At 41.1% G+C, this 23484-nt stretch carries 20 protein-coding genes; 12 read left to right on the plus strand and 8 right to left on the minus strand.

The annotated features are described in order from the left end of the window. Positions 1-18: 18 nt before the first annotated feature. On the minus strand, positions 19-453 hold the full coding sequence (locus B155_RS0106550) for a hypothetical protein (protein WP_026167239.1): 435 nt from the start codon (positions 451-453) through the stop codon (positions 19-21). 91 nt (positions 454-544) lie between these two features. Between B155_RS0106550 and B155_RS0106555 the strand changes: the two genes are divergently transcribed. After that, positions 545-877, plus strand: a complete 333-nt coding sequence (locus tag B155_RS0106555) for a TraR/DksA family transcriptional regulator (RefSeq protein ID WP_018127455.1) — start codon at positions 545-547, stop codon at positions 875-877. 49 nt (positions 878-926) lie between these two features. After that, positions 927-1889 carry a DMT family transporter gene (locus tag B155_RS13070; protein ID WP_018127456.1) on the plus strand — a complete coding sequence of 321 codons (963 nt, stop codon included), beginning with the start codon at positions 927-929 and terminating at the stop codon, positions 1887-1889. On the opposite strand, the gene hutG is transcribed toward B155_RS13070, so the two are convergent. Genes hutG through hutH form a run of 4 tightly spaced genes read right to left on the minus strand, consistent with a single transcriptional unit; the run spans position 1866 to position 7272 of the window. Further along, positions 1866-2834, minus strand: coding sequence for a formimidoylglutamase (gene hutG, locus B155_RS13075; protein WP_018127457.1), 969 nt, complete (start codon positions 2832-2834; stop codon positions 1866-1868). The two genes, B155_RS13070 and hutG, sit on opposite strands and share 24 nt — an antisense overlap. Beyond that, positions 2809-4065 (minus strand): imidazolonepropionase, encoded by a 1257-nt coding sequence (gene hutI, locus B155_RS0106570; RefSeq protein WP_018127458.1) that lies wholly within the window; start codon positions 4063-4065, stop codon positions 2809-2811. Before hutI ends, hutG begins: the two co-directional genes overlap by 26 nt. Further along, positions 4062-5732, minus strand: coding sequence for a urocanate hydratase (gene hutU / locus B155_RS0106575; RefSeq protein WP_040368269.1), 1671 nt, complete (start codon positions 5730-5732; stop codon positions 4062-4064). The genes hutI and hutU overlap by 4 nt, the downstream gene beginning before the upstream one ends. After that, positions 5710-7272, minus strand: a complete 1563-nt coding sequence (hutH, locus tag B155_RS0106580) for a histidine ammonia-lyase (protein WP_018127460.1) — start codon at positions 7270-7272, stop codon at positions 5710-5712. The genes hutU and hutH overlap by 23 nt, the downstream gene beginning before the upstream one ends. A 78-nt stretch (positions 7273-7350) precedes the next feature. Between hutH and B155_RS0106585 the strand changes: the two genes are divergently transcribed. Together B155_RS0106585 and B155_RS0106590 are read left to right on the plus strand one after the other, a co-directional pair. Further along, complete coding sequence (locus B155_RS0106585; RefSeq protein WP_018127461.1) at positions 7351-8229, plus strand: LysR family transcriptional regulator; 879 nt, start codon at positions 7351-7353, stop codon at positions 8227-8229. 150 nt (positions 8230-8379) lie between these two features. Next, the gene (locus B155_RS0106590; protein WP_018127462.1) at positions 8380-8766 is read left to right on the plus strand and encodes a VOC family protein; all 387 of its coding nucleotides are present in this window, start codon (positions 8380-8382) and stop codon (positions 8764-8766) included. Here B155_RS0106590 and ppgK read toward each other — a convergent pair. The 3 genes from ppgK to B155_RS0106605 all read right to left on the minus strand — a co-directional run bounded on the left by ppgK (position 8763) and on the right by B155_RS0106605 (position 13838). Beyond that, positions 8763-9521 (minus strand): polyphosphate--glucose phosphotransferase, encoded by a 759-nt coding sequence (gene ppgK / locus B155_RS0106595; protein ID WP_018127463.1) that lies wholly within the window; start codon positions 9519-9521, stop codon positions 8763-8765. The two genes, B155_RS0106590 and ppgK, sit on opposite strands and share 4 nt — an antisense overlap. 156 nt (positions 9522-9677) lie before the next feature. After that, complete coding sequence (gene secA / locus B155_RS0106600) at positions 9678-13055, minus strand: preprotein translocase subunit SecA (RefSeq protein ID WP_026167240.1); 3378 nt, start codon at positions 13053-13055, stop codon at positions 9678-9680. A gap of 216 nt (positions 13056-13271) precedes the next feature. Then, positions 13272-13838: a hypothetical protein gene (locus B155_RS0106605; RefSeq protein WP_018127465.1), complete on the minus strand. Its 567-nt coding sequence runs from the start codon at positions 13836-13838 to the stop codon at positions 13272-13274. Between the two features lie 276 nt (positions 13839-14114). Here B155_RS0106605 and rpmH point away from each other — a divergent pair, with 276 nt between their 5' ends. The 8 genes from rpmH (at position 14115) to B155_RS0106645 (ending at position 23431) form a co-directional block, all read left to right on the plus strand. Beyond that, on the plus strand, positions 14115-14273 hold the full coding sequence (gene rpmH, locus B155_RS0106610; protein ID WP_018127466.1) for a 50S ribosomal protein L34: 159 nt from the start codon (positions 14115-14117) through the stop codon (positions 14271-14273). Next, complete coding sequence (locus tag B155_RS13735) at positions 14251-14676, plus strand: ribonuclease P protein component (protein ID WP_071594797.1); 426 nt, start codon at positions 14251-14253, stop codon at positions 14674-14676. The genes rpmH and B155_RS13735 overlap by 23 nt, the downstream gene beginning before the upstream one ends. 16 nt (positions 14677-14692) lie before the next feature. Continuing rightward, complete coding sequence (gene yidC, locus B155_RS0106620; RefSeq protein ID WP_018127468.1) at positions 14693-16489, plus strand: membrane protein insertase YidC; 1797 nt, start codon at positions 14693-14695, stop codon at positions 16487-16489. Between the two features lie 42 nt (positions 16490-16531). Next, the gene (locus B155_RS13575) at positions 16532-17455 is read left to right on the plus strand and encodes a type I restriction enzyme HsdR N-terminal domain-containing protein (protein WP_157464748.1); all 924 of its coding nucleotides are present in this window, start codon (positions 16532-16534) and stop codon (positions 17453-17455) included. 65 nt (positions 17456-17520) lie between these two features. Beyond that, complete coding sequence (locus B155_RS0106630; protein ID WP_018127470.1) at positions 17521-18852, plus strand: aminopeptidase P family protein; 1332 nt, start codon at positions 17521-17523, stop codon at positions 18850-18852. A gap of 141 nt (positions 18853-18993) precedes the next feature. Further along, positions 18994-21078, plus strand: coding sequence for a S9 family peptidase (locus B155_RS0106635; RefSeq protein ID WP_040368068.1), 2085 nt, complete (start codon positions 18994-18996; stop codon positions 21076-21078). A gap of 164 nt (positions 21079-21242) precedes the next feature. Continuing rightward, entirely contained in the window at positions 21243-23072 is a 1830-nt protein-coding gene (gene dnaX / locus B155_RS0106640) for a DNA polymerase III subunit gamma/tau (protein ID WP_018127472.1), read from the plus strand. A gap of 11 nt (positions 23073-23083) precedes the next feature. Beyond that, positions 23084-23431: a YbaB/EbfC family nucleoid-associated protein gene (locus B155_RS0106645; protein WP_018127473.1), complete on the plus strand. Its 348-nt coding sequence runs from the start codon at positions 23084-23086 to the stop codon at positions 23429-23431. Positions 23432-23484 lie beyond the last annotated feature (53 nt).

The following is a 23484-nucleotide window of genomic DNA, read 5'->3' on the forward strand; positions in this document are numbered from 1 at the left end:
GCTTTTTATTTTTTAAGCTCAATCTCTGTCATTTTTATATGACTTCTTAAATAGCTTCTTTAGTGCATAAATTCCGATGGCTATGCACATAATTGCCATACTTCCGAAAATTAACCTTGCTAGCAGCACATTCGTTTCATCACCTAGTAAAGGAAGTCCTCCAGAAAAGTCTTTCGCATCACCAAAGATTGAAACCCAAAGCCCAATGGCTGCCATTCCAAAAACAATTATGGCTGCAAAGATGTGGTTGTATGGATTTTTTTCACCCAAATAAATCATGATTCCAGCGCTTATAAAAATAAATCCACATAGGCGAATAACCCATAAAGGTGCATTAATGCTTTCTTCAGGTGCTTCAATAATGGACATTCCAACTAAAAGCATTAGCAGCCCCATTAAAACAAATAGACCTGAGAATATTATTAATTGTTTACCCGAAAAATTTTGAGGCATAGTAAACTCACTGAAATTGATTTAGATTATTGCCATATGAACACTAACCTTACTGTTGCCAAACGTAGAGTTTAATGCATAAAACTGAATTATGACTTCAAAACAAAAACAGCAATTGGAAGAACTGGTTCATGAAAAAATGAGCCAAACAAAGCAGCTTATTGCTGAACTTGAGGAGCTTACGAAGCCTATCCCACTTGATGCCTCCATTGGTCGAATATCTAGAATGGACGCTATCAACAATAAAACCATTAATGAAGCCTCATTACGTGACAAAAAGAATCAGCTCAAAAAGTTAGAAAGAGCTCTTGAGAACCTACCTAAAAAAGATTTTGGTGTTTGTACGCGTTGTGGCAACAACATCCCCTTTGGGCGACTTGAGTATATGCCCTATACCACTCGTTGTGTAGCATGTGTGGGATAAAATTTTCTTCTCTATTCCATCTCAACTTTGGTAGGCGTATCATTGCACGATGAAAAATTTACTCCTCTTCATTACACCTGTTTTAATCTGGGGTTCTACTTGGTATGTAATCAAATTTCAAGTAGGCGATGTAGACCCTATGCTGTCTGTGGCATACCGCTTTGGGATTGCGGGTGTACTCATGTTAATTATTTGTAAGGCTTGGGGAGTTAAACTTCGTTTCTCAAAATCTGAACACCTGTTTATTCTCTTACAAGGTGTGCTCATTTTTGGCTTTAACTACTGGTTGATTTATCAATCTGAACTGTATTTAACTAGTGGATTAGTTGGGCTTATATTCTCTTTATTAGTGTTCCTAAACATTATCAATGGGCGCATTTTTCTAAAAACACCGTTTGAGTTAAAGGTGATATTAGGTGGTTTTTTAGGGTTAATAGGCACGGGTTTCGTGTTCTGGGAAGACCTGATGCAATTCGCCTTTAGCGACGGCAAAGTACTTGGGTTAGCTTTAGCGGTTGGCGGAACCTACATTGCATCACTCGGAAACATCACATCTGCTCGTAATCAAAAAGCGGGCATACCAGTAATACCGTCTAATGCCTATGGAATGGTTTATGGTGCTATAGCTATGTTTGTACTGGCACTACTTATGGGAAAGGAAATTAGCTACAACCCCTCATTAAGTTACACGCTCTCTCTTTTGTATTTAGCTATACTTGGCTCGATCGTTGCCTTTGGGGCGTATATGACCTTGATCGGAAACATTGGCGCATCTAAAGCTGCTTATGTATCTCTTATAGCACCCGTGATTGCATTAACTATTTCAACCTTCCTAGAAAACTATCAATGGTCGTTGATTAGCATGAGTGGGGCTATACTCATATTGGTGGGCAACATAGTAGCACTTCGTTCTTCGAAAAAGAAAAAAGAAGAAGTATTTCCTCGTGTTCCAGAGCTTAAAGTACCCGTTGAGACCCTAGAGGAAAACCTACCGGATCAACTCACCAAATAATGTACCAGCCGTTCTTACGGTTCGTAGCTGTTCGTCGAATAAAGGATTCAATTCACAAATATCGGCACTTAGAAGCTTACCCGAGTTCTTCACCAAGTCAATGACTTCTAGGGCAGGAAGTAATGAGATACCATCCCACGCAGGAGCACTAACACCTGGAGCGATGGATGCATCAAACACATCTAGGCATATTGTGAGATATATAAAATCTTGCTCTTGAATAAACTGCTTAATGGGTTCAAGACTGTCTTTTAGCGAATGCTTTATTTCACGATTGGTTACATGCCCCACTTTATAATCTTGTGCCGTTTTAAAAAGGGCATCTGTATTATTATCTCGGTTAATACCATAAACGAAATATTCTAGAGGCATATCCTGTGCTTTAGCATGATCCAATGCTTGTAGAAAAGGAGATCCTGAATGAGTTCGCACACCATAAGGACGCAAATCGAAGTGCGCATCGATATTTAGAATACCTAGCTTTGCTCCTTTATGATGATTTTGTAGATGCTTCGAGATTCCTAGATAATGTCCGAATGCTGTTTCATGCCCACCCCCTATAACAATAGGAGTGTTTGATGTCTGCAACAGCGAGTAGATAGCCTCTCCTAAAGCTTCCTGTCCTTCTTCCAACTTTGTCTGTTCCGGCTTGATATTTCCAACATCGTAGAAACCTTCTTCACTGCCATGCCAACACATGGAGCCTATAGAAGATCGTAGATAATTAGCTCCTAATGCCGCTCCAGCCCTGCCGCCATTTCTCTTCACACCGATATCACACACAAAGCCCAAAACCACTTTCTTATTCTGTTGGCTGAAAGAATTTAATGAGGCCGTTTTCACCACCTGATGCACTCTGAATTGAGCCTCATCTTCCAGTGAATCAATTCTACCGGTCCATAACTCTGATTTAGGTTCTTTATACAATTGCTGCAGGTAACTCATAACATTCCTCTCTTACAATTAAGTAGCTCGGCCTTAATTGACCTTGCTTGTACAATATGTTCCTATAATCGTCGGTATCAAACACCACTAATTTTGCTGGGTGATCAACAGTTAGCCTCCCTTCTGGAATTCGTAGTGCACGTGCTGCACGAAATGTAATAGCGGCCAGCGTTTCTGCAATGCTTAGTTTTTCAGCCGCACCCATAATAGCTGCTTGTGTAACTAAATCTCCCATTGGTGCTGAACCCGGATTCCAATCGGAAGCAATGGCTAAGCATCCATTTTGGTCCAGAATAGACCGAGCTGGTGTATATTGCATCCCTAAGCCTAATGAAGCTCCAGGCAATGCTACAGCAACTGTTTCGGAACCATCAAATATAGAAGCACTCTGAGAAGTAGTACATTCAAGGTGATCAGCAGATACACATCCTTCGTCTACTGCTAACTCAGCTCCTCCATTGTGAAATTGATCCACATGCATGGTCATATCAAAGCCTTTCACCTTCAGTTGTTTTGCATAATGCCTTGCTTCTTCAATAGTGAAGGCGCCTTCTTCAACAAAAATATCTGCCCTTTGGGCTAAGTCTTCCTCTTGAATAACCGGTACCACTTCTTCCATTAAATATTTTAGGTAAGAAGCATTGTCTCCTTCATAATCCGATGGTTTCAAATGAGCGCCTAAGAAAGTGGGGATTAAATCAATGCATGTTAGCGCATTTGCTTTCTTGATGGCCCTTAGCATTTTTAGCTCATCGTCTACGTTGAGGCCATAGCCAGATTTTACCTCAATAGTAGCAATGCCTCTATTTTTATGCTCTTCTACCTTAGCAAGTATGCTTTGAACCAGTTCTTCTTCTGTGGCTTTACGTGTTTCACGAACGGTGTCCATTATTCCTCCACCTGCCGCTGCAATCTCTAGATAACTCTTACCACTCACCCGTTGGGCGTAGTCTTTAGCTCTATTCCCCCCATAACAGATGTGTGTATGGCTGTCGATAAAGGCAGGCATAGCAACCAGTTTATTCTCCCCATTTAGTTCTAGATGTGCATCAGGGTGTTCTTTAAATAACTGCTCATATGAACCCGTTTTATGCACCAAGCCTTCTTTAACTAATACCCCCCATCCTTTTTCAACAACTAAATCTTCGTCTGAGATTGAGCCGTGCAAATCAATGCCCTCTAAGGTGAGCAATTCATTAAATGGGCCGTATAGGGTGGTTTTGGTACTCATAATATCATGTTATTTGATTTCCCAACTTTGGTTGCATCTTCATAGCCAGCATCATGATGCCTGAAGATGCCCATAGCCGGATCATTGTATAGTACTCGTTTGATACAGCGCTCAGCTCTATCCGTTCCATCTGCTAATACTACCATTCCTGCATGTTGGCTATATCCCATGCCTACACCACCACCGTGGTGGAAGCTAACCCAAGTGGCCCCACCCGAGGCATTCGACATCAAATTGAGTAAGGGCCAGTCGCTTACTGCATCACTTCCATCTTTCATCGCTTCTGTTTCTCTATTGGGTGATGCCACTGATCCACAATCTAGATGATCTCGACCTATTACTATTGGAGCCTTAACTTTACCCGTTCTTACAAGGTCGTTGAAGATTTTTCCCGCTTTTTCACGTTCACCCATTCCCAACCAGCAAATTCTACATGGTAACCCTTGGAATGCCACCTTTTCTCTCGCTTGGTCGAGCCAATTAATCAACGGTTTATTGTCAGGAAATGCTTCTTTTAGGGCTTGATCGGTTACATAAATGTCTTCGGGGTCACCTGACAATGCCGCCCATCTAAAGGGCCCTTTACCTTCACAAAAAAGAGGCCTGATATACGCAGGAACGAAACCAGGGAAGTCAAACGCATTTTCAACTCCACCTTTCTTGGCATAAGCTCTTAAGTTATTTCCGTAATCAAAGGTAATGGCACCACGATCTTTAAGGGTGAGCATATGCTTTACATGGCGAGCCATACTTGCAATCGACTTTTTTTCATAATCCTGTGGATTACTCTTTCGAAGCTTCTTGGCATCTTCTAAACTCATGCCATGAGGTACATATCCATTGATCGGATCGTGTGCAGATGTTTGATCTGTTAAAATATCCGGTGTAATCCCGTCTTCAATCAGTCGCTCTAACACATCTCCGATATCACCAACTAAGCCAACCGATATATTCTCTTTGTTTGCTTTGGCTTCGGTTACCCACTTAATGGCTTCTTCATATGAATGAGTCATCTTATCGATATAGCGAGTCTGAATCCTTTTTTTGATTCTATCTTCATCTACATCAACGCCAAGGAAAGTAGCCCCTGCCATGGTTGCGGCTAGTGGTTGAGCTCCACCCATGCCCCCAAGACCACCCGTAACTAATAATCGACCTCTCAAATCTGCATTGTAGTGCTGTTGCCCACATGCTACAAAAGTCTCATACGTTCCTTGTAAAATTCCTTGTGTTCCAATATAAATCCAAGAGCCGGCGGTCATTTGACCGTACATCATCAACCCTCGTTCTTTTAGCTCATTGAAGTGCTCCCAAGTAGCCCATTCAGGAACAAGATTTGAATTCGCTATTAGTACCCGGGGTGCCTCTGGATGTGACCTTACCACACCAACGGGTTTACCTGATTGCACCAATAAACTATGATCTTCATCCAGTGTTAATAGAACCTCGATGATCTTTTCTAAATCCTTTTTAGATCTCGCTGCTTGCCCATTCCCTCCATAAACAATTAAATCTTCAGGAGCCTCGGCAACTTCAGCATCTAGGTTATTAAGTAGCATTCTAATTGGAGCTTCCGTCTGCCAGCTTTTAGCATTCAAATCTGCCCCAGTCGGCGATTTATATTCGGGATGCTTTACATATGTTTTAAGAAAGTCTGAAGTGTTCATCAAATTCTCCATTTAGGTCAATATTTTTACTTTTTGCTACTTCTTCCGCCTTCAGGCTTATACAGTGATTTTTGATTAGCTGGTATGCTTTCTCAATATCATCTGCAAATACTCGATCTTCATCTGCATGATCGATATGTGTTCTAATTAGATGATGACATTCTTCTAAAAGCGGACCTGATTTCATAGGTCGACGGAAGTCAAATGCCTGGGCTGCACTTACTAATTCTACCGCTAGTATTTTCTCCACATTATCAATTACCTGATTCAATTTTCTTGCACTAATGGAGCCCATACTCACATGATCTTCTTGACCTAATGAAGTAGGGATGCTATCTGCAGATGCTGGGAAGCAAAGAGCCTTGTTCTCGCTCACTAAAGCTGCTGAGGTATACTGGGGAATCATAAACCCTGAATTCAACCCGATATCACTCATCAACAGTTTGGGTAATCCAGGATGTTTGCCCTCCAGTAATAAATAAGACCTGCGGTCCGATATATTTCCCAATTCATGCGCCGCTAGCGTTAAATAATCGCAGGGTAAAGCCAATGGTTGTCCATGAAAATTCCCCCCACTTATGGCTTCATCTTTTGATAAAATGATGGGATTGTCTGTTACAGAATTGATTTCAATATCAACCATTCTCTTCACATGAAGCCACGCATTTCTACTGCTACCGTGCACCTGTGGCATACATCGAATAGAATAGGGGTCTTGAACTCGCCCGCAATCGGAATGAGAGGCAACCATCTCCGATTCTTTTAAAAGCTGTCTTAATCTGTAGGCCACATACTGTGATCCTTCAAAAGGTCTTATTTCATGCAAACGAGCATCGAAAGGACTCACACTACCTAGCACTCCTTCAAGGCTCATTGCCCCAATTATATCAGCTGTATGTAAACAGTGATGCAAATTATACACCCCCCATGCGGCATGGGCTGCTATAAACTGCGTCCCATTTATAAGAGCCAAGCCTTCCTTTGCACCTAATACTATAGGAGCCTTCCCAAATTTCTTTAACACTTTTGATGTCGGATGCCATTCGCCTTCGTAGTGAACCTTTCCTAACCCAATTAATGGCAAAAATAGATGCGCTAGTGGTGCTAAATCTCCGGATGCTCCTACCGATCCTTGTTCAGGTACTTCAGGAATGATGTCGTTTTCAATGAAAAATAATATCCTATCTAAAGTCTCTTCTCGTATTCCCGAATATCCAATACTCAAGTTATGAGCTTTTAGAACCAGCATCGTTTTGGCAATCTTTACGTCTATGGCTTTGCCTACCCCCACACTATGACTTCTAAGTAAGTTGTCTTGTAGTTTGGCTGTATTCTCTTTAGAAATGATGGTATTGCACAGCGGCCCAAAGCCTGTATTTACACCATACACTACCTCTCCACTGCCTACTATCTCGGCAACATGAGCTGCACTTTCTTTAACTCGTTTTCGAGTTGATGCATCCAACCCAATTTTTAAATCCCCTTCTACAATATCTATCAGATTTTGTATAGAAAGGTTATCTAATCCCAGTTTAAACATACTTTGTCCTACTTTTAGATTTAAAATAGGCTCATTTAATGATGTTCTGTAATACTTTATATGTATATATTAATAACTATGAGTAATCAAATAGAACATCGCCATCTAAGATATTTTCTCACTGTTGCCGAAGAATTACATTTTCATAAAGCAGCTGAAAAACTCTTTATCACTCAACCTGCACTTAGTCGTCAGATCCTTCAATTAGAGAAGTATCTGAATACCGAACTATTGATTCGAGATAAACGAAATGTAAGTCTTACAAAAGCAGGCGAGTATTTTTATGAGGAAGCAAAGTTCATTCTCAATCACATCGACTTTGTAACTAAGAATGTTCAGCATTTAAATAGGGGCGATATTGGGGAGTTACGAATTGGATTTGTCGGATCCGCCATGCAGAATGTAATTCCTGATCTACTGACTTCCATTAATAAAGAAGCGCCGGGTATTCATACAGTATTAACAGAGTTACCTAATCAAGAGCAGATAGACAAACTTAGAGATGATCAACTAGACTTAGGGTTCATCCGAAGTATGCGCGTTCCAGATGGCTTAAAGAAACACGATGTACTCACTGAGACATTCTGTATCGTTTTGCCCAAAAATCACCCCATCGATGAAGCCACTTTCAAATCGGTTCAGCAATTCAAAGAGGATCATTTCATTCTCTTTTCTAGCAAGTATAGTCATGGGTACTATGATAAGATCATGAGCATTTTCGAAGACGAGGGATTTACTCCAAAAGTAACCCACGAGTCGGTTCATGCTAATACTATCTTCCGCTTAGTTGAAAATGGTTTGGGCTTAGCCATCATCCCTAGTTCTCTAAAACATGGGTTTAACCTGAATATCAAATTCATTGATTTAAAGCACATTAAGCAACGCACTACTCTTTCTGCAGTTTGGAAGGACAATCACCGAAACCCAGTGCTAAACCGAGTGATACCTTATCTGTAATTTGGTTTCATCCAATACCGCATCCATTTGATGCAATAGATTGGTTTCTCTCCAAAATGAATTTTTGTTAAAAGGCAGGTTAAAACACATGCTTGACTTATCAGCCCCCGTGAATTACCATGGTGTATCCAATCATATAGAAGGTACATTATGAAAAATTCAAAGCATGCGATGAGTTGGTTCGAAATTCCTGTAAAGAATATGGACAGAGCCAAGCGTTTTTACGAAACCATTTTTGAAATACAGCTGAACTCGATGGATATAGACGAGAATTTCAAAATGGAATTGTTCCCTGGTGATCAAGATGCCGTTTCGGGCTCTTTGGTCTATAATGAAGAGTGGTATCAACCCAGTCATACTCACGGTCCATTAATCTATTTAAATGCCGAGCCAAATTTACAAGTTGTTGAAGACCGCATTGAATCGGCCGGGGGTAAAGTAACCATCCCAAAAAGACAGATATCTCCTGAACATGGTTATATGGGCGTCTTTATCGATTCTGAAGGAAACCGAATAGCTCTTTATTCAAGCAATTAGATTTCTTTCGCTTGTAGTTTTTGTTGCATAGCGGCGTAATAAGCTGCCCCAACAATACTAGCGTCATTTTTCAATGCTGCTGGCTTTAGCTTGGTGTGAATCTTTATGAATGGAAAAGTCTTTTCAGGCTTTTTACTCACTTGTCCGCCCATGATAATCATACTGGGGTGGAATACACGCTCGTAGTATTCTAAGGTCGATTCTAGTCGTTTTGCCCACTTCTTTCGTCGAATACCTTCTTCTTTCCGAACGCGATTTGAAGCATGATCTTCAATTAAAGCGCCTTTAAACTCCATATGGCCTAACTCGGTATTCGGAAGTAGTATACCATTTGAGAAAATTGACGATCCAATCCCTGTACCAACTGTAAGTACAATGGTAGTCCCTCTTTGGTTTTTACCTGCTCCAAAAGTCATTTCGGCTAAGCCTGTTGCGTCGGTATCGTTAATCACATTTACTTTGCAGCCTGTGATTTCGGAAAACAAATGATCGGCATCTGCATCCACCCACGACTCGTCTATTCTTGTGGCTGATATAATTACCCCTCTATTTGTTGGTGCGGGGAAGGCACATCCAATAGGGCCTTTCCAATCAAACATTTTAACTATTTGATGCATTTGGGAAATGAGCTTGTGCGGGCGGGTGTCTTCAATTTTTTCGGTGCTCTTCTTTTTAGATATAATCTCACCCATCACCGTATTAACGATGGCGCCCTTTATACCAAAGCTTCCAATGTCTATTCCTAATACTTCCACGCTTACCTCATTTGTTTATTCCGCGTAAAACATACGCATCGCTTGCCATAATTCAATTTTGAATTTCTTGGTTGTGAAATTACCACACCCTACAAAAAATGCCGAAAACTGTTCGTAATCGGCATTTTAAGTTCATTTCATCAAAAATACATGGGCTTACTTCTCTACAATAACCCAACCTTTATTTTCGACCATATCCTTACCGTACTTCCATTTGATTTCTTTGACTTCTCCAGTATTCATATTCTGAATAGTCACTTTATCATTTCGTCCGGGCTCATCAGCTACAACAACGGGCTTACGCTTTGTATTTGGGCCCATTGGGCGTTGTTGACCTTCCTGTTGCGGTTGGCCTGCTCCACCTTGAAGTCCCATATTTGTAGCATCTGCTTGGCTAGCTTGCATACGGCTCGTATCGAATTTCGACTTTTGCTTCTGCGCTTGCTCAATGCCATCACTATTTGCTTGGGCTTCAGGAATAGATTTCCAGATGGTTGAAACAACTTCTCTGTTAATCATATCCAGTAACTGCTTAAACATATCAAAAGCTTCACGCTTATATTCAAGCAGTGGATCTTTCTGTCCAAACGCTCTTAAGCCAATACCTTCTTTCACTGAATCCAATTCACGTAAATGTTGCATCCACTTATCATCGATAGTTGCAAGAACCGCTGTACGTTCAAGGGCTCGGGCTACTTCGCGGCCTTCATTTTCTAAGGCTGCATCCACATCCACAACCACGCGCATTCGCTTGATGCCATCCGTAAAGATTACTTGAACACGCTCTGGTTTCTTGTCTGTTTCAGATTCCGCAATGCGTTTCATTACCTCATACAGAGGCTTCGCCATACGTTCTTCTTTACGGCGGTACACTTCAAGTGCACGCTCAATAATCATATCAATGAGTTCATACTCATTTTTAGATTTCCATTCGTCTTCATCGAAGGATACATCAACTGCAAGATTGCGCAAGATTTCTTGGTGAAGACCAATATAGTCTCCTGCTGCTACATGCTCATTTACTAAACCTTCCACAAAGTCTTCAAGCATATCCATGATATCAGACAATAGTTGATCGCCTGAGAGTGCATGAAGTCTACGTGCATAAATTACATTTCTTTGGTTATTCAGAACGTCATCATATTCAAGCTGACGCTTTCTAATACCAAAATTATTCTGCTCTACTTTTGATTGAGCTCTTTCTAATGATTTTGTCATCCATGGGTGTGTAATCACTTCACCTTCTTCAAACTTGAGGCGATCCATCACACTAGCTACTCGGTCAGATCCGAACATGGCCATTAAATTATCCTCAAGAGACACATAAAACTGTGACTCACCTGGATCCCCTTGACGACCAGAACGACCTCTCAACTGAAGGTCGATACGGCGTGATTCATGGCGCTCGGTACCTAAAATCGCCAATCCACCTTTTTCTTTCACACCAGGAGCAAGTTTAATATCGGTACCACGACCCGCCATATTCGTTGCTACTGTTACGGCACCAGGTTGACCGGCTTGCTTTACAATCTCACTCTCACGAGCATGCTGCTTTGCGTTTAATACATTATGAGGGATACCTGCACGTTTCAGCATACGGCTCATGGTTTCTGAAACATCTACACTTGTAGTACCCACCAATACAGGCTGACCTTTTTCATGGTATTCACGGATTTTATCAATGGCTGCGTTGAATTTCTCACGCTTCGTCTTAAAGATGAGATCTTCCTTATCGTCGCGTTGAATTGGACGGTTAGTAGGGATCACTACTACATCTAAATCGTAAATCTCATTGAATTCCCCTTCTTCCGTCTCAGCTGTACCCGTCATACCCGAAAGCTTATGGTACATTCTGAAATAGTTCTGCAGAGTAATAGTCGCGTAAGTCTGTGTAGAAGCTTCAATCTTCACCTCTTCTTTCGCTTCAATGGCTTGATGTAAACCATCAGAATAACGACGACCAGAAAGCACACGCCCCGTATGCTCATCTACGATCTGTACTTTACCGTCTTGAACGATATACTCTTCTTCTTTTTGGAATAAGGTATATGCTTTTAGTAACTGGTTAACCGTATGAATACGGTCTCCACGCTCTGCAAATAAGCGGTGTAATTCATTAAATCGTTGTTCACGCTCTAGGTGAACTTCTTTTTTAACTTCTTCAATCTTACGCTCTTGATATTCTTCACTAAGATCTTGTTGCTTAACCTCTTCAATCTTTTCCTTTTCAAGCGCTTCTATTTCCTGCTCAATAATGGAGGTTTCGGTACCTAAATCAGGAATTACGAAAAAGTCCGGATCTTCCCCTTTTTGTGTAATGAACTCACGACCTTTTTCAGTCATTTCAATTGAATTCATTTTCATGTCTACGGCATAGAATAAGTACTCATCCGCCTCAGGCATTTTCTTGGCATTGTCTTGCAAGTAAAATGCTTCCGTTTTTTGAATTAGCTTTTGGATGTGAGCATCCTGAAGCATTTTGCGGAAACGCGTATTTTTCGGGAAACCACGCTGAGCTCTAAATAATGCTAGTCCTGCCGCTTCCTCATTGCCTTCATCTAAGTGTTGTTGTGCTTCTTGCACTAACTGCGCTACTAACTTTTTTTGGGCTTCAACAAGAGCAGCCATTCTAGGCTTCATCTCTTGGTATTTACCCGATTTATTATCGTTAGGAACTGGGCCTGATATAATTAATGGGGTACGAGCCTCATCAATTAAGATAGAATCCACCTCATCAATAATGGTATAGTGGTGCCCTCTTTGTACCAATTGGTTCTTCTCAATTACCATGTTGTCGCGAAGGTAATCGAAGCCGAATTCGTTGTTGGTTCCGTAAGTGATATCGGCACGATAGGCTTTGCGGCGGCCTTCAGAGTTTGGATCGTAGTTGTCGATACAAGCTACTTCTAAGCCATGAAAATTAAAGATCGGCTCATTCCATTCGGCATCACGTTTTGCAAGATAGTTGTTTACGGTAATCACGTGAACACCACGACCTGCAAGTGCATTTAGGTATGCTGGGAATATAGAGGTGAGTGTTTTACCCTCACCCGTTTTCATTTCACCAATCATCCCTTTGTGAAGAGTAATAGCACCAACTAGCTGAACATCATATGGAATCATGTTCCATTCGATCTCATCACCAGCAACCTTCCAACTCTTACCGACAAAACGACGGCAGGTATCTTTTAATACTGCATAGGCTTCAGGCAATATGTCATCGAGGGTTTCTTCAAGTTCATCCAACCACTGCTGCTCTAGTCGATCTAGCTCTTCAGCAAGTGCTCTACTTTCCCCTTGAGATAGGTTATCAAGATCTTCCATCTTGGCTTTTACTTCTTCAATCTCTTTTGAAGTATTGGCCGTTGCGTCTTCTATTTTCTTTCTAAATTCTTGAGTCTTTGCCTTGAGCTGGTCGTCACTCAACTTCTCCATTTCAGGGCCAAGAGCATTGATTTTATCCACAATCGGCTGAATAGCCTTAATGTCTTTTTCGCTCTTAGAACCGAAAATTTTCGTGATAACCTTTCCGATCTTATCAATCATATTCTTTTCTTATGCCATTATTTTGTAATAAAAAATCATCGCACCTAAGGTAGGTACTGAGCCTTAAATATCGCAATAATTATACCAATATTGTGGAATTGTTCCTGATCGCTAACAATTCTCATTCCTACTGAAGATTTAATGCTCTTAAAATAAAAAAGCCCAACCCGTAAAGGTTGAGCTTTCTGCTAGTGCCTATATAGTTTAGGCTTCTTCAAACATATTCTCTGGCTTCCATGCTTCTTGAGTTTCCTCTAGTGCTTTTTCAGCTACCTTCAAGGCATCGCTTTCGTCTTCCATAAATTCAGAAGCCACTACATATGGTAAGGTTTGACTTGTTTCGGTAATGAGTTGTGCCGTTTTCTCTAGACTACTCTTACTGAATTCAGCCAAGTCATCTCTATCCAATGCCGTTGCTACAGTATACAACATGGTATAACCACTGGCTTGCATACTTAATGCGGCGTAATCATCGCGAAGCATTTTAGATACGGGATCCTCACGCATCGAATCAATACCACCTGCAACCTTACCCGCTACTTTCGCAGCTGTGTTCTTGATAGCATCCATATTGGATTCACCGATGAGGTCATCAAACTTCTCCATGGCTGCAATCTGAGTAGTAATTGCCATATCAATATGATGCATTAACTCGATTGCTTTCGTGTTCTGAACTTTGCTGTCAGTCTTTTGCGATCGCACTACAGTTAAAAAGTGCTTGTTATAAGCTAGTAGTTCATTCATGTAAGTTGTCAGCTTCTCGTTACTCATGGGAGTCCTTTCTTTTCTTTCTTTGTTATCAAATTCACTTATATAAATGAGTCTTAACCCCTAAAGGTTCGATATTTGGCTTCGTCATTACTTATGCATCTAATTGATATTACCAATGGAACAAAGTGATGGTATTGGAATGTATGGGTGCTCATTCTTGTACAGATCCGTACTTAGAGAAATAAATAGTAAATAATGTTCAGACTTTTATGATTTAATCCTTATATTTGAGGCCTTTTTCGGATACGAATTGAACGCAAAAAACATCCTGATCTAATGAAACGTACATTTCAACCTAGTAATAGAAAGCGCAAGAACAAGCACGGATTCCGTGAGCGTATGTCTACAAAGAACGGACGTAAAGTGATTGCAGGCCGCCGTGCAAAAGGCCGCCACAAGCTTACTGTAAGTGATGAGCAAAAAGGAGCAAAGTAACATAACCGTTGCTTCGCCTCGTAGGTATAGTTTACCTAAATCTCAAATTTTACGCGGTAGGCGAAACTTCCAGAAATTATTTTCTGAAGCATCGCTCATCCACTCACCCTTGGTGAATCTTCGCTTTACCACGTATTCTTCCCCAAATATGGGTTTTAAGATTGGCTTTATAGCACCTAAAAAGATTGGCACTGCGGTGCAACGCAATCGGACTAAACGGGTGCTTAGGGAAGCCTTCCGCTTAAACAAGCATTCACTTATCGATACGGTTAACGACATGAACCTCGGTGTTCATGCCGCTCTCATCGCTCGCAAAGCTGATCTCTCATCGCAAGAAGTACACCAACAAGTGGCAACACTATTGGAAGAACTACGTACTCGACTGCTTTCAATTAACAAATGATATAAATCTCAGACTTTTGGATAAAAATACAGCAACTGGACTTGGCCTAATTTTTTTACTCATGATCGGATGGTTCTTTGTAACTATGCCTTCAGAAGAAGAACGAGCTGCACAACTTCGCGAACGCGCCGCTCAAGATAGCCTAGCCCAAATTGAGGCTACACAACAAGCTCAGGACACCATTGCGGACTCTCCCGAATCTAACCAACCTACGCTACGCGAATCAGAAGACAATGCTAGAGTAAACGTACCTACTTCAGGTATTTTTGCTAACTCAGCCACTACCGAGCAATCTGAGTTTATTGTAGAGACTCCACTTTATTCTATTGTATTTAGCAACCGTGGTGCCGGCCCAACTTCTTTATACCTAAAAGAATACAATGCATGGGACGGCCAGCCCGTACAAATGATAAGAGACACTACCCGTTCTGCTTATAACATCGGTTTTTTATCTACAGAAAATTTAAACGTAGATACTCAAAATCTACTATTTACCCCTTTGGCTAGCGGTTCTTCAATGACCCTTAACAATGGCGACTCAAAAGAACTTTCTTATGCGCTTGAGTTAGGCGATGGTCGCCAGATTGTGTACACCTACACCTTCAATGCCGAGAATTACGAGATTGATTTTAAAGCTAAATTTGTTGGTGTAAGTGATTACATCGTAGGCCGTGCTGTAGACTTTGGCTGGAATTCACCTCTTAACTCTACTGAGAAAGACAAGAAGCAAGAGGGCATGGAAACGGCCGCGTATGTGTACTTAGGCGATGAACTAGAGAAATTTAAAGCGGATGAACCTGGCCGAATCGAAGACACTTTTAATGGTAATGTTCAATGGACCGCAACTCGTACTAAGTTCTTCACACAGTTCATCAAACCGATGCACCAAACTGAAGGGGCTATTTTAACGGGAGAAATGACCGGCGAACTGGACGAGCCACTTACAAAACACCGTTACACTTCTGCAGTTACTTCAAACATCCCAGCTGATGGCGTGCTTTCGTACAAGCTTTATCTAGGGCCTTTGAAGTACTATGACATTAAGGAAGTTGATGAGCATGCATACGACATGGTTGAAGTAGGCTATAACTGGCTACGATTCTTCTCAGACCCTTTTGTTCGATTCATCGTTATTCCATTCTTCACTTTCTTTAGCCAGTTTATCAGCAATTATGGTGTACTGATTATCATTTTTGCGGCAACTGTTAAACTTATTCTATCACCGCTTACTTTCAAGAGTTATAAGAGTATGGCGGCCATGAGAGAGCTTCAGCCTCAACTCAAAGAGCTTCAGGATAAGTACAAAGACAATCCACAGAAGCAGCAGCAAGAAACCATGAAGCTGTACAAGAAGAACAAAGTGAACCCACTTGGTGGTTGTTTACCAAACCTTCTTCAGTTCCCTATTCTTATTACACTTTGGAGATTCTTCCAAAACTCTATCCTTCTTAGACAAGAAGAGTTTCTTTGGGCAAGTGACCTTTCGGCTCCAGATTACATTATCAACCTTCCTTTCTCAATCCCATTCTTAGGAGATGCGATTGGTGGTTTTGTATTGTTAATGTCGGCAGCGATGGTGGTACAGAGTAAACTTACTGGTGGCATGAGTGGAAGTGGTGCTAATAACCCAATGGCTCAGCAAATGAAGGTACTTCAATACATCTTCCCAGTGATGTTGCTGTTTATCTTCAACAACTTCGCTTCTGGATTGAGTTTATACTACCTCATTTTCAACGTGCTTTCTATTCTACAACAGCTGTACATCAACAAAACGTTGGGAACCGGCAAAGAAACTGAAGTAAGCACCAAATAATGTTGATCAAGTGTTACATTAAGTCGAAGATTTAGTTAACACTTGAGTTTTTTGAAAAGTAAAGCACTTCATCATTATCCACAGATTGTATTTAAGAATGGGACCAAAATGTTATGGAATCCCATTCTTAAACAATCTTTTGTAAACCGCCCTGAGGAAAGAGTACGACTCTCATTTGTTGAGTATCTAATTCACGAAGCCAAGTTTTCCTCATCTCGAATCTCATTCGAATCTCCCCTAAAACTACCTGGCGACAAAGGCTCTTCCCGAACGGATATAATCTGCTACAACAAGTCATTCGATGTTGACCTATTGGTAGAATGCAAAGCCACCTCCATTCCCATTAATGAAAAAGTAGCCCAACAAATCGGGCGCTACAACCAAGCTTTAGGCGCACCCTATCTAATGATCACCAATGGTATCGAGGATATTTGGTTCAAAGACAATGATACCACTATGGATCACATCTCTGAACTTCCTGAAACCTATTCTTCAACTAATGCTACGATTGAAAGAGATCTTGAGTACTGGAAATCTCGTGGCTTCCTAGGCAACAAAGACATGGAGCTTGCCAATAACCAAACCCAAGCTTTTCTAAATGAGTTGTATGCAAGCGCCAACACAGATGTACGATTTCTTTCACTGGGCCTCGAAGATGGCTTTTATGCTGACACCTATTATGGAATAATCCCAACAGCTGAAGATCTCAAATTAGCCATTGCGTTTAGCTCCACTCCTCAACAAGAAACGCTTATCCATATTGTTGTGAATTCGGCAGGAGTGAACAAGGCATTCTTAACTTTGAATCGAACTCAGTTTATGAGTGGAGAGAATACCGTGGTTTATATGCTGAATGAAAAAGGCACCACTGAAATTGATGGCCAAAATTACATTCATGATCTTCAAAATCTCTCTCTTCAATCATTCATTTCCTCTATACAGGATATGCTGAAGCTCTATAGCTGATGTATCGATATTAGGTGGTTTTTTCCCTATCCTCCAATCTATAAATATGGACTAAATTCAAGATAATGCACAGTAAGCACCGCGAAAAACTATTCTCTTTATTCGATGACGACCAAAATGGCGCAGTCTTTATTCAAGGCAAAGACATCATGTACCGCTATGATACGGACTACGAATTTCCATTTCGCCAAGAGTCTAATTTCTGGTATTTAACAGGTGTAAACGAGCCAGAATGTGCTCTTATATTAGATTTAAACACGGAAGAATATCACTTATTTGTACCTGAACGAGATGCTCAATATGCGGTTTGGCATGGCTATGTAAAAACGAGAGAGCAATATTTAGAAGAGTACAAACCTGACCACCTTCATTTTCATAACGAGATTCTAACCGTACTTAATGAGTTAAATCCTGAAACGGTTTATTGTTTAAATGAGGAACAGGCACAGTTTGTTGAAGATCTCAGTCGTGATTTCAAAGTAGATTCTGATTCACTAACCGATGCCCTTACCTACTGCCGTGTACTTAAAACCGACTGGGAACTCGACCAGCTTCGTGAAGCAAGCCGAGTGAACAACTTAGCATACAGAGCAGCGATGCAAGCCATTAAGCCCGGCATGTACGAATATGAAATCAAAGCGATTTTCAACAAAGTTCAGCTTGAGAATGGATTGTTGATGGATGCATATAACGGAATTTTTGCAGCCGGTAAAAACGCATCTATCCTTCATTATGTAGAAAGTAAGAGTAAAATTGAAGATGGTGATTTATTCCTTTTAGATGCAGGTTTTGAATGCAATGGATATGCCTCCGATTTCACGCGTACTTTTCCAGCAAATGGTACATATACCGACATTCAAAAAGGTATTTATAACTCTGTACTATCTGGGATGAATGCAGTATTAGATGCTGTGAAACCTGGTGTAAAAATGGAAGACTTACACCTACTTGCTGCACGCACAATGATGGAAGGGCTAAAAGAGCTCGATATCGTTCGCGGTAGCGTAGACGATATGATGAACGAAGATATCTTCGCACTCTTCTTCCCTCATGGCTTAGGTCATTTCCTTGGGCTCGACACCCATGATGTAGGTGGCTACCCTAAAGGAGTTGACCGCATTGACCGTCCAGGTATTAAATTCTTACGTGCACGTCGTGAATTACAACCGGGCATGGTTATAACCGTTGAGCCAGGCATCTACTTTGTGCCCGCTGTACTTGAACCAGCTATGCAAGATGAGGCCAAAAAGTCCTTCTTGAATACCGAGAAAGTTCGCTCCCTACTCAATTTCGGCGGTGTTCGTATTGAAGATGATATTGCTATCACCGATACGGGTTACGAAAACTTTACCGACGTACCGAAAGAAGTGGACGACATTGAAAAACTGATGAAATAGTTTTTTCGATATCACATTTAGATATTCAGCTCCAATAGGCTTCGGCTTATTGGAGTTTTTTATGCCTAATATCATTTTGCATTATTTAATGCTCATTCTTCCTATTCTTAGGCTTTCGCACTCACTAACTACATTGGATTTATGAAATACTTATCTCTGTTGTTTCTACTGCCTCTACTATTTGTAAGTAGCAATGACGCACAAGCTCAAACTCCCCTCGACACTTTAAGCCTAAAAAGGCTGATGCATGAACCTTACATCCCTGGCAATAGACCTAGCTTTATACGCTTTTCAGTAGACGGAAAGTATGCCTTCTATAGCTGGAGAAAGGTTGATGAAAAACGAAGCAAAACCTATAAAGTAAAACTGAATGGCAAAGATGTAGAGGAAGCATCTAGTGACTTTGTTCGCTCGTTCACTTTATCCCCAAATGGTGATCAGCTAATTTATCAAAAGCGTGGTGATATCGTTATTGCGGATAAAAATTTCGAAAATGAACGCACCCTCATTGCTTCCAAAGGTTTCGATTATAGCGCCACCTGGAATACTGAAGGAACTAAAATTGCCTATGCAGTGAATGGCGATGTTTGGATTACTGGCGTTACGGAATCGATGATTAAGCAGGTAACTGCAAAAAAAGATGAGGAGCCTAGTTATAGTATTGTAGGCTGGGGTGGCGACGATAAAATTGTTGTTCGCCAAAGTGATAACTCAGATTCAAAAGAATATTACTTCCCAGAGTACGCCGGCAAATATGTGAAAACGGGAGCTTCAAGACGTGGAGTTTCAACAAATAGCGTTTCTGTAGTTGATATAGCCTCAGGAAAAGTAAAAGAGCTATTTGAAGCAAAAGGATATGTACGTTCTGATGTAAGTCATTCTGGAAAATATGCGATGACCGACGCTATGGATCCAGCTATGAAAAAGCGCACCATTACCATTTATGACTTAGAGCAAGATAGCTCTTACGTTGTATTTGAAGACTCCACTCAGGGTTGGTTATATGGCACAAATTCAAGTTTTGCCCCAACCGAAGACAAAATTATGCTTCAAAATGAAAAAGATGGGTGGAACCACATTTATACCATCCATGCGGATGGTTCAAACTTCAAGCAGCACACTACCGGAGCTTATGATATTCCATTTGTTCGCTGGATTGATGACAACCAAATGGTAATCGCAACCAATGAAGTAGATTACGGCGAAACACATATCTACACCTTAGACCTTAAGAGTAACAATAAAAAGCAGATTACTAAAGCTGAAGCACATCGCAGAGACTTTAGGCTAAGTTCTGACAAGCGTTATGTTGCCTATTCAAGAACCTATTTTAATGAACCAGCTGACCTCTACGTTGTTGACCTAAAGAAAGCTGGGAAAGAAACTCGCATCACCGATACGGTGCCTGAAGGCTTTGCAGATATGGGATGGCAAAAAGAAGAATACATCCGCTTTACCGGCCGAGATGGGGAAACTGAAATTTCTGCATCAATCCTAAAGCCCGATCAAATTGATCGTGCTAATGGGAACCCAGTGGTTGTATTTGTTCATGGTGCTGGCTCGCTGCAAAATGTATTTAAAGGATGGAGCTTCAGCTATTGGAGAGAGTATATGTTTCACCAATTACTCACTAAGAAGGGCTACTATGTAATTGAAGTAGATTACCGTCACAGTACCGGTTATGGGCGAAAATTCCGTGAAGATGTCACCAATTGGATGGGTAAATATGAAACTGAAGATATCCAAGATGGTCTGGCACTTCTAGCTGAAAGACACCCTGCAGCTGACACCTCAAGAGTTGGTATTTATGGCGGAAGTTATGGTGGCTTCATGGCCCTTTACGCGGTAAGCCAAGCTCCCGAATCGTTTGATGCTGCGGCAGCACTGCGTGCAGTTACCAATTGGGAAAATTACTACTACACTAACCCATGGTACACTCTACCGAGACTGGGAACTCCAGAAGCAGATTCAGCTAATTATGCTCGCAGTTCACCCCTTACTTTTGCAGAGGACCTCGACAAACCTGTGATCATTCTTCATGGTCTTATCGATAATAACGTAGGCTTCCAAGATGCCGTGCAGTACATCGAGAAGTTAGTTCAGTCAGGAAACGAGAACTTTGATATGATGATGTACCCAACCGAGCGTCACAGTTTCCGTGATCCAGATGCTTGGTATGATGAATACCGTCGTATTTACGAATTCTTTGAAAAACACCTGCGATAAACCGCAGAGCTTTTCCATCAAATTTTGAAAAGGGCTTCGATTTATATCGATGCCCTTTTTGTATTTGGTCAATTTCCTTTTAAATCGCAAAAACCTCTGCTAGTCATTACTATTGGAGTTCAGCATTTTGTACATTCCTTGAGTTAGCTAAAGCTGTTTAAAGAATGTCAGAAAACTACCGCGCACTTACTCGAAAATATAGGCCTCAAAACTTTGAGGATATTGTATCACAAGATCATGTGAGCAATACCTTGATGAATGCGATTAAGCAAAATCGTTTATCGCACGCCTACATGTTCTGTGGCCCTCGAGGGGTTGGTAAAACTACTATGGCTCGAGTTCTAGCTCGAACTATAAACCACATTGACAACAGTGTTGATGGGGAATCATTAAATCAGACACTCAACATCGTTGAGATGGATGCGGCTTCTAACAACAAAGTGGATGACGTACATCACCTCCGTGAAAGTGTTCGCATTCCTCCTCAAAATGGACGCTATAAAGTTTTTATAGTGGATGAGGTGCACATGCTCTCTAAAGCGGCCTTCAATGCGCTCTTGAAAACACTTGAAGAGCCACCAGAGCATGCCATTTTTATTTTCGCGACTACTGAACCCCATAAGGTTCTACCTACCATTTTATCGAGAGTACAGCGCTTTGACTTTAAGCGTATTGGCGTAGATGAAATCGTACATCGATTACGAAAAATATCCGTTGATGAAGGCATAGCTATCGATGAAGAATCGCTGCATGTAATCGCAAAGAAGGCCGATGGTGCCCTCCGTGATGCACTGGGTTTAATGGATCAAGCCATAGCTTTTTGTGGCGACACCATTACACATCAAGAGTTACTACAGGCCCTAAATGTTGTAGGTACGGATCGTTTATTTCAGTTCATGCAATGCGTTAAAGCTCATGATGCTGATCAAGGATTGGAGCTCATCAACACTCTTCTTCAAGAGGGGTATGATATACAAGAGTTTTTAATTGGCCTCACTGAGCATTTAAGAAATTTATACATCGCTCATCACAACGAGCAACTCTATTTAGTAGAAGCATCTGAAGACACTAAGCAGAAATATCGTGAAACGGCTCCTGACTTTTCGCGCGATGACTTAATGAGAATGCTTCACATTGTAAGCGAAGCACAGATTAAAATTAAAGATGCTCATCAACCTCGTATTCAGTTTGAGATCACTCTTCTCAAATTGATTCATATGGAGCGGAGTGAGAATCTTAACGAACTTCTAGCTGCCCTAGAAGAGGTAAAAAAAAACTCTAGTAATCAGCAAATAACTGCCACTAAGCCTGATTCGGAACCAAAAAATGTAGAATCACCTGCTGTTCAGTCTACATCAAATGCGGAGTATAATGGAAGCACAAATGGCACTTCCCAACCTGTTGATGTACCTCCAACCCCTCAAGCTGAATCAAAAGTTGAAACACCGACCGATGTAATGTTGGCTGAAGAAGAGGAAGAAGATGACGAATTTGATATGGGAACTCCTGTACTTCAAACTCGCCATACTAAACTCAAAAAAGTTGAACCAGCGGAAGCTAAAGCGGTTACTACTTCCACGCCTGTTGAAGGATATCAAAGCAGTAATGAGGAAGCCCCTAAAGCGCGAATCAATAATATTGATGAAGTAAAAGCGGCCTGGCCTTCCTTCTTAGAAGCCATAAAGGCAGACTTCCCAATTGTACTACAGCTTCAAGTTGAACGAACACAGCCTATTTCCTTAAAAGGTTCAGAATTAACTCTAGAATGTGACAACGCTCTGTCAAAAAAGATGCTTGATGAACAGGCTCAGGACTTGGCAAGGAAATTGCAGGAATGCACAGGAACACTGTTTCGTTTTAACGTTACAGTTTCAGCTAAACAGCAACAAGAACAATCTGCCCGAAATCCTTACGAACGATTTAAAGAAATTCAGCAAAAGGATCCTATTTTGAAGGAATTAGTTGAACGGTTCGGAGCAGAATTAGAATATTAAAAAGGACTATCATGAGTGACTTTAACATGGCCGACATGTTCGGTAAGATTCAGGAAATGCAATCTAAAATGCAGCAAACACAGGCTCAGCTTAGTGAAGTAGAAGTGGAAGCTGAAGCTGGCGGCGGCATGGTAAAAGTTAAAGCCAATGGTTTGCGCCAAGTGTTATCTATCAAATTCGACAAAGATGTGGTAGACCCAAACGATGTGGAAATGCTTGAGGACTTAGTGGTGGCTGGAGTAAATAAAGCCTTAGAAAAAGCTGATGAAGCTTCGCAAGCAAAGATGCAAGAAGCGTACAAAGGCATGATTCCTGGTGGTGGCATCCCTGGCATGGATCTTTCAAAGTTTGGACTGTAAAATTATAACTGAAAAACCTGTTGAACATTCAGCAGGTTTTAATTCCTCAATAC

Source organism: Balneola vulgaris DSM 17893 (assembly GCF_000375465.1).
In the GTDB taxonomy this organism is placed as follows: Bacteria; Bacteroidota; Rhodothermia; order Balneolales; family Balneolaceae; genus Balneola; species Balneola vulgaris.

Bases quoted from the DNA above. Each gene is read 5' to 3' on its own strand.
- rpmH (WP_018127466.1), top strand. From the start codon at position 14,115: ATGAAACGTACATTTCAACCTAGTAATAGAAAGCGCAAGAACAAGCAC.
- B155_RS0106630 (WP_018127470.1), top strand. From the start codon at position 17,521: ATGCACAGTAAGCACCGCGAAAAACTATTCTCTTTATTCGATGACGAC.
- hutU (WP_040368269.1), bottom strand. From the start codon at position 5,732: ATGAACACTTCAGACTTTCTTAAAACATATGTAAAGCATCCCGAATAT.
- B155_RS0106605 (WP_018127465.1), bottom strand. From the start codon at position 13,838: ATGAGTAACGAGAAGCTGACAACTTACATGAATGAACTACTAGCTTAT.
- hutG (WP_018127457.1), bottom strand. From the start codon at position 2,834: ATGAGTTACCTGCAGCAATTGTATAAAGAACCTAAATCAGAGTTATGG.
- B155_RS0106585 (WP_018127461.1), top strand. From the start codon at position 7,351: ATGAGTAATCAAATAGAACATCGCCATCTAAGATATTTTCTCACTGTT.
- B155_RS0106550 (WP_026167239.1), bottom strand. From the start codon at position 453: ATGCCTCAAAATTTTTCGGGTAAACAATTAATAATATTCTCAGGTCTA.
- B155_RS13070 (WP_018127456.1), top strand. From the start codon at position 927: ATGAAAAATTTACTCCTCTTCATTACACCTGTTTTAATCTGGGGTTCT.
- B155_RS0106645 (WP_018127473.1), top strand. From the start codon at position 23,084: ATGAGTGACTTTAACATGGCCGACATGTTCGGTAAGATTCAGGAAATG.
- B155_RS0106590 (WP_018127462.1), top strand. From the start codon at position 8,380: ATGAAAAATTCAAAGCATGCGATGAGTTGGTTCGAAATTCCTGTAAAG.
- B155_RS13735 (WP_071594797.1), top strand. From the start codon at position 14,251: ATGAGCAAAAAGGAGCAAAGTAACATAACCGTTGCTTCGCCTCGTAGG.
- dnaX (WP_018127472.1), top strand. From the start codon at position 21,243: ATGTCAGAAAACTACCGCGCACTTACTCGAAAATATAGGCCTCAAAAC.
- B155_RS0106635 (WP_040368068.1), top strand. From the start codon at position 18,994: ATGAAATACTTATCTCTGTTGTTTCTACTGCCTCTACTATTTGTAAGT.
- hutH (WP_018127460.1), bottom strand. From the start codon at position 7,272: ATGTTTAAACTGGGATTAGATAACCTTTCTATACAAAATCTGATAGAT.
- B155_RS0106555 (WP_018127455.1), top strand. From the start codon at position 545: ATGACTTCAAAACAAAAACAGCAATTGGAAGAACTGGTTCATGAAAAA.
- hutI (WP_018127458.1), bottom strand. From the start codon at position 4,065: ATGAGTACCAAAACCACCCTATACGGCCCATTTAATGAATTGCTCACC.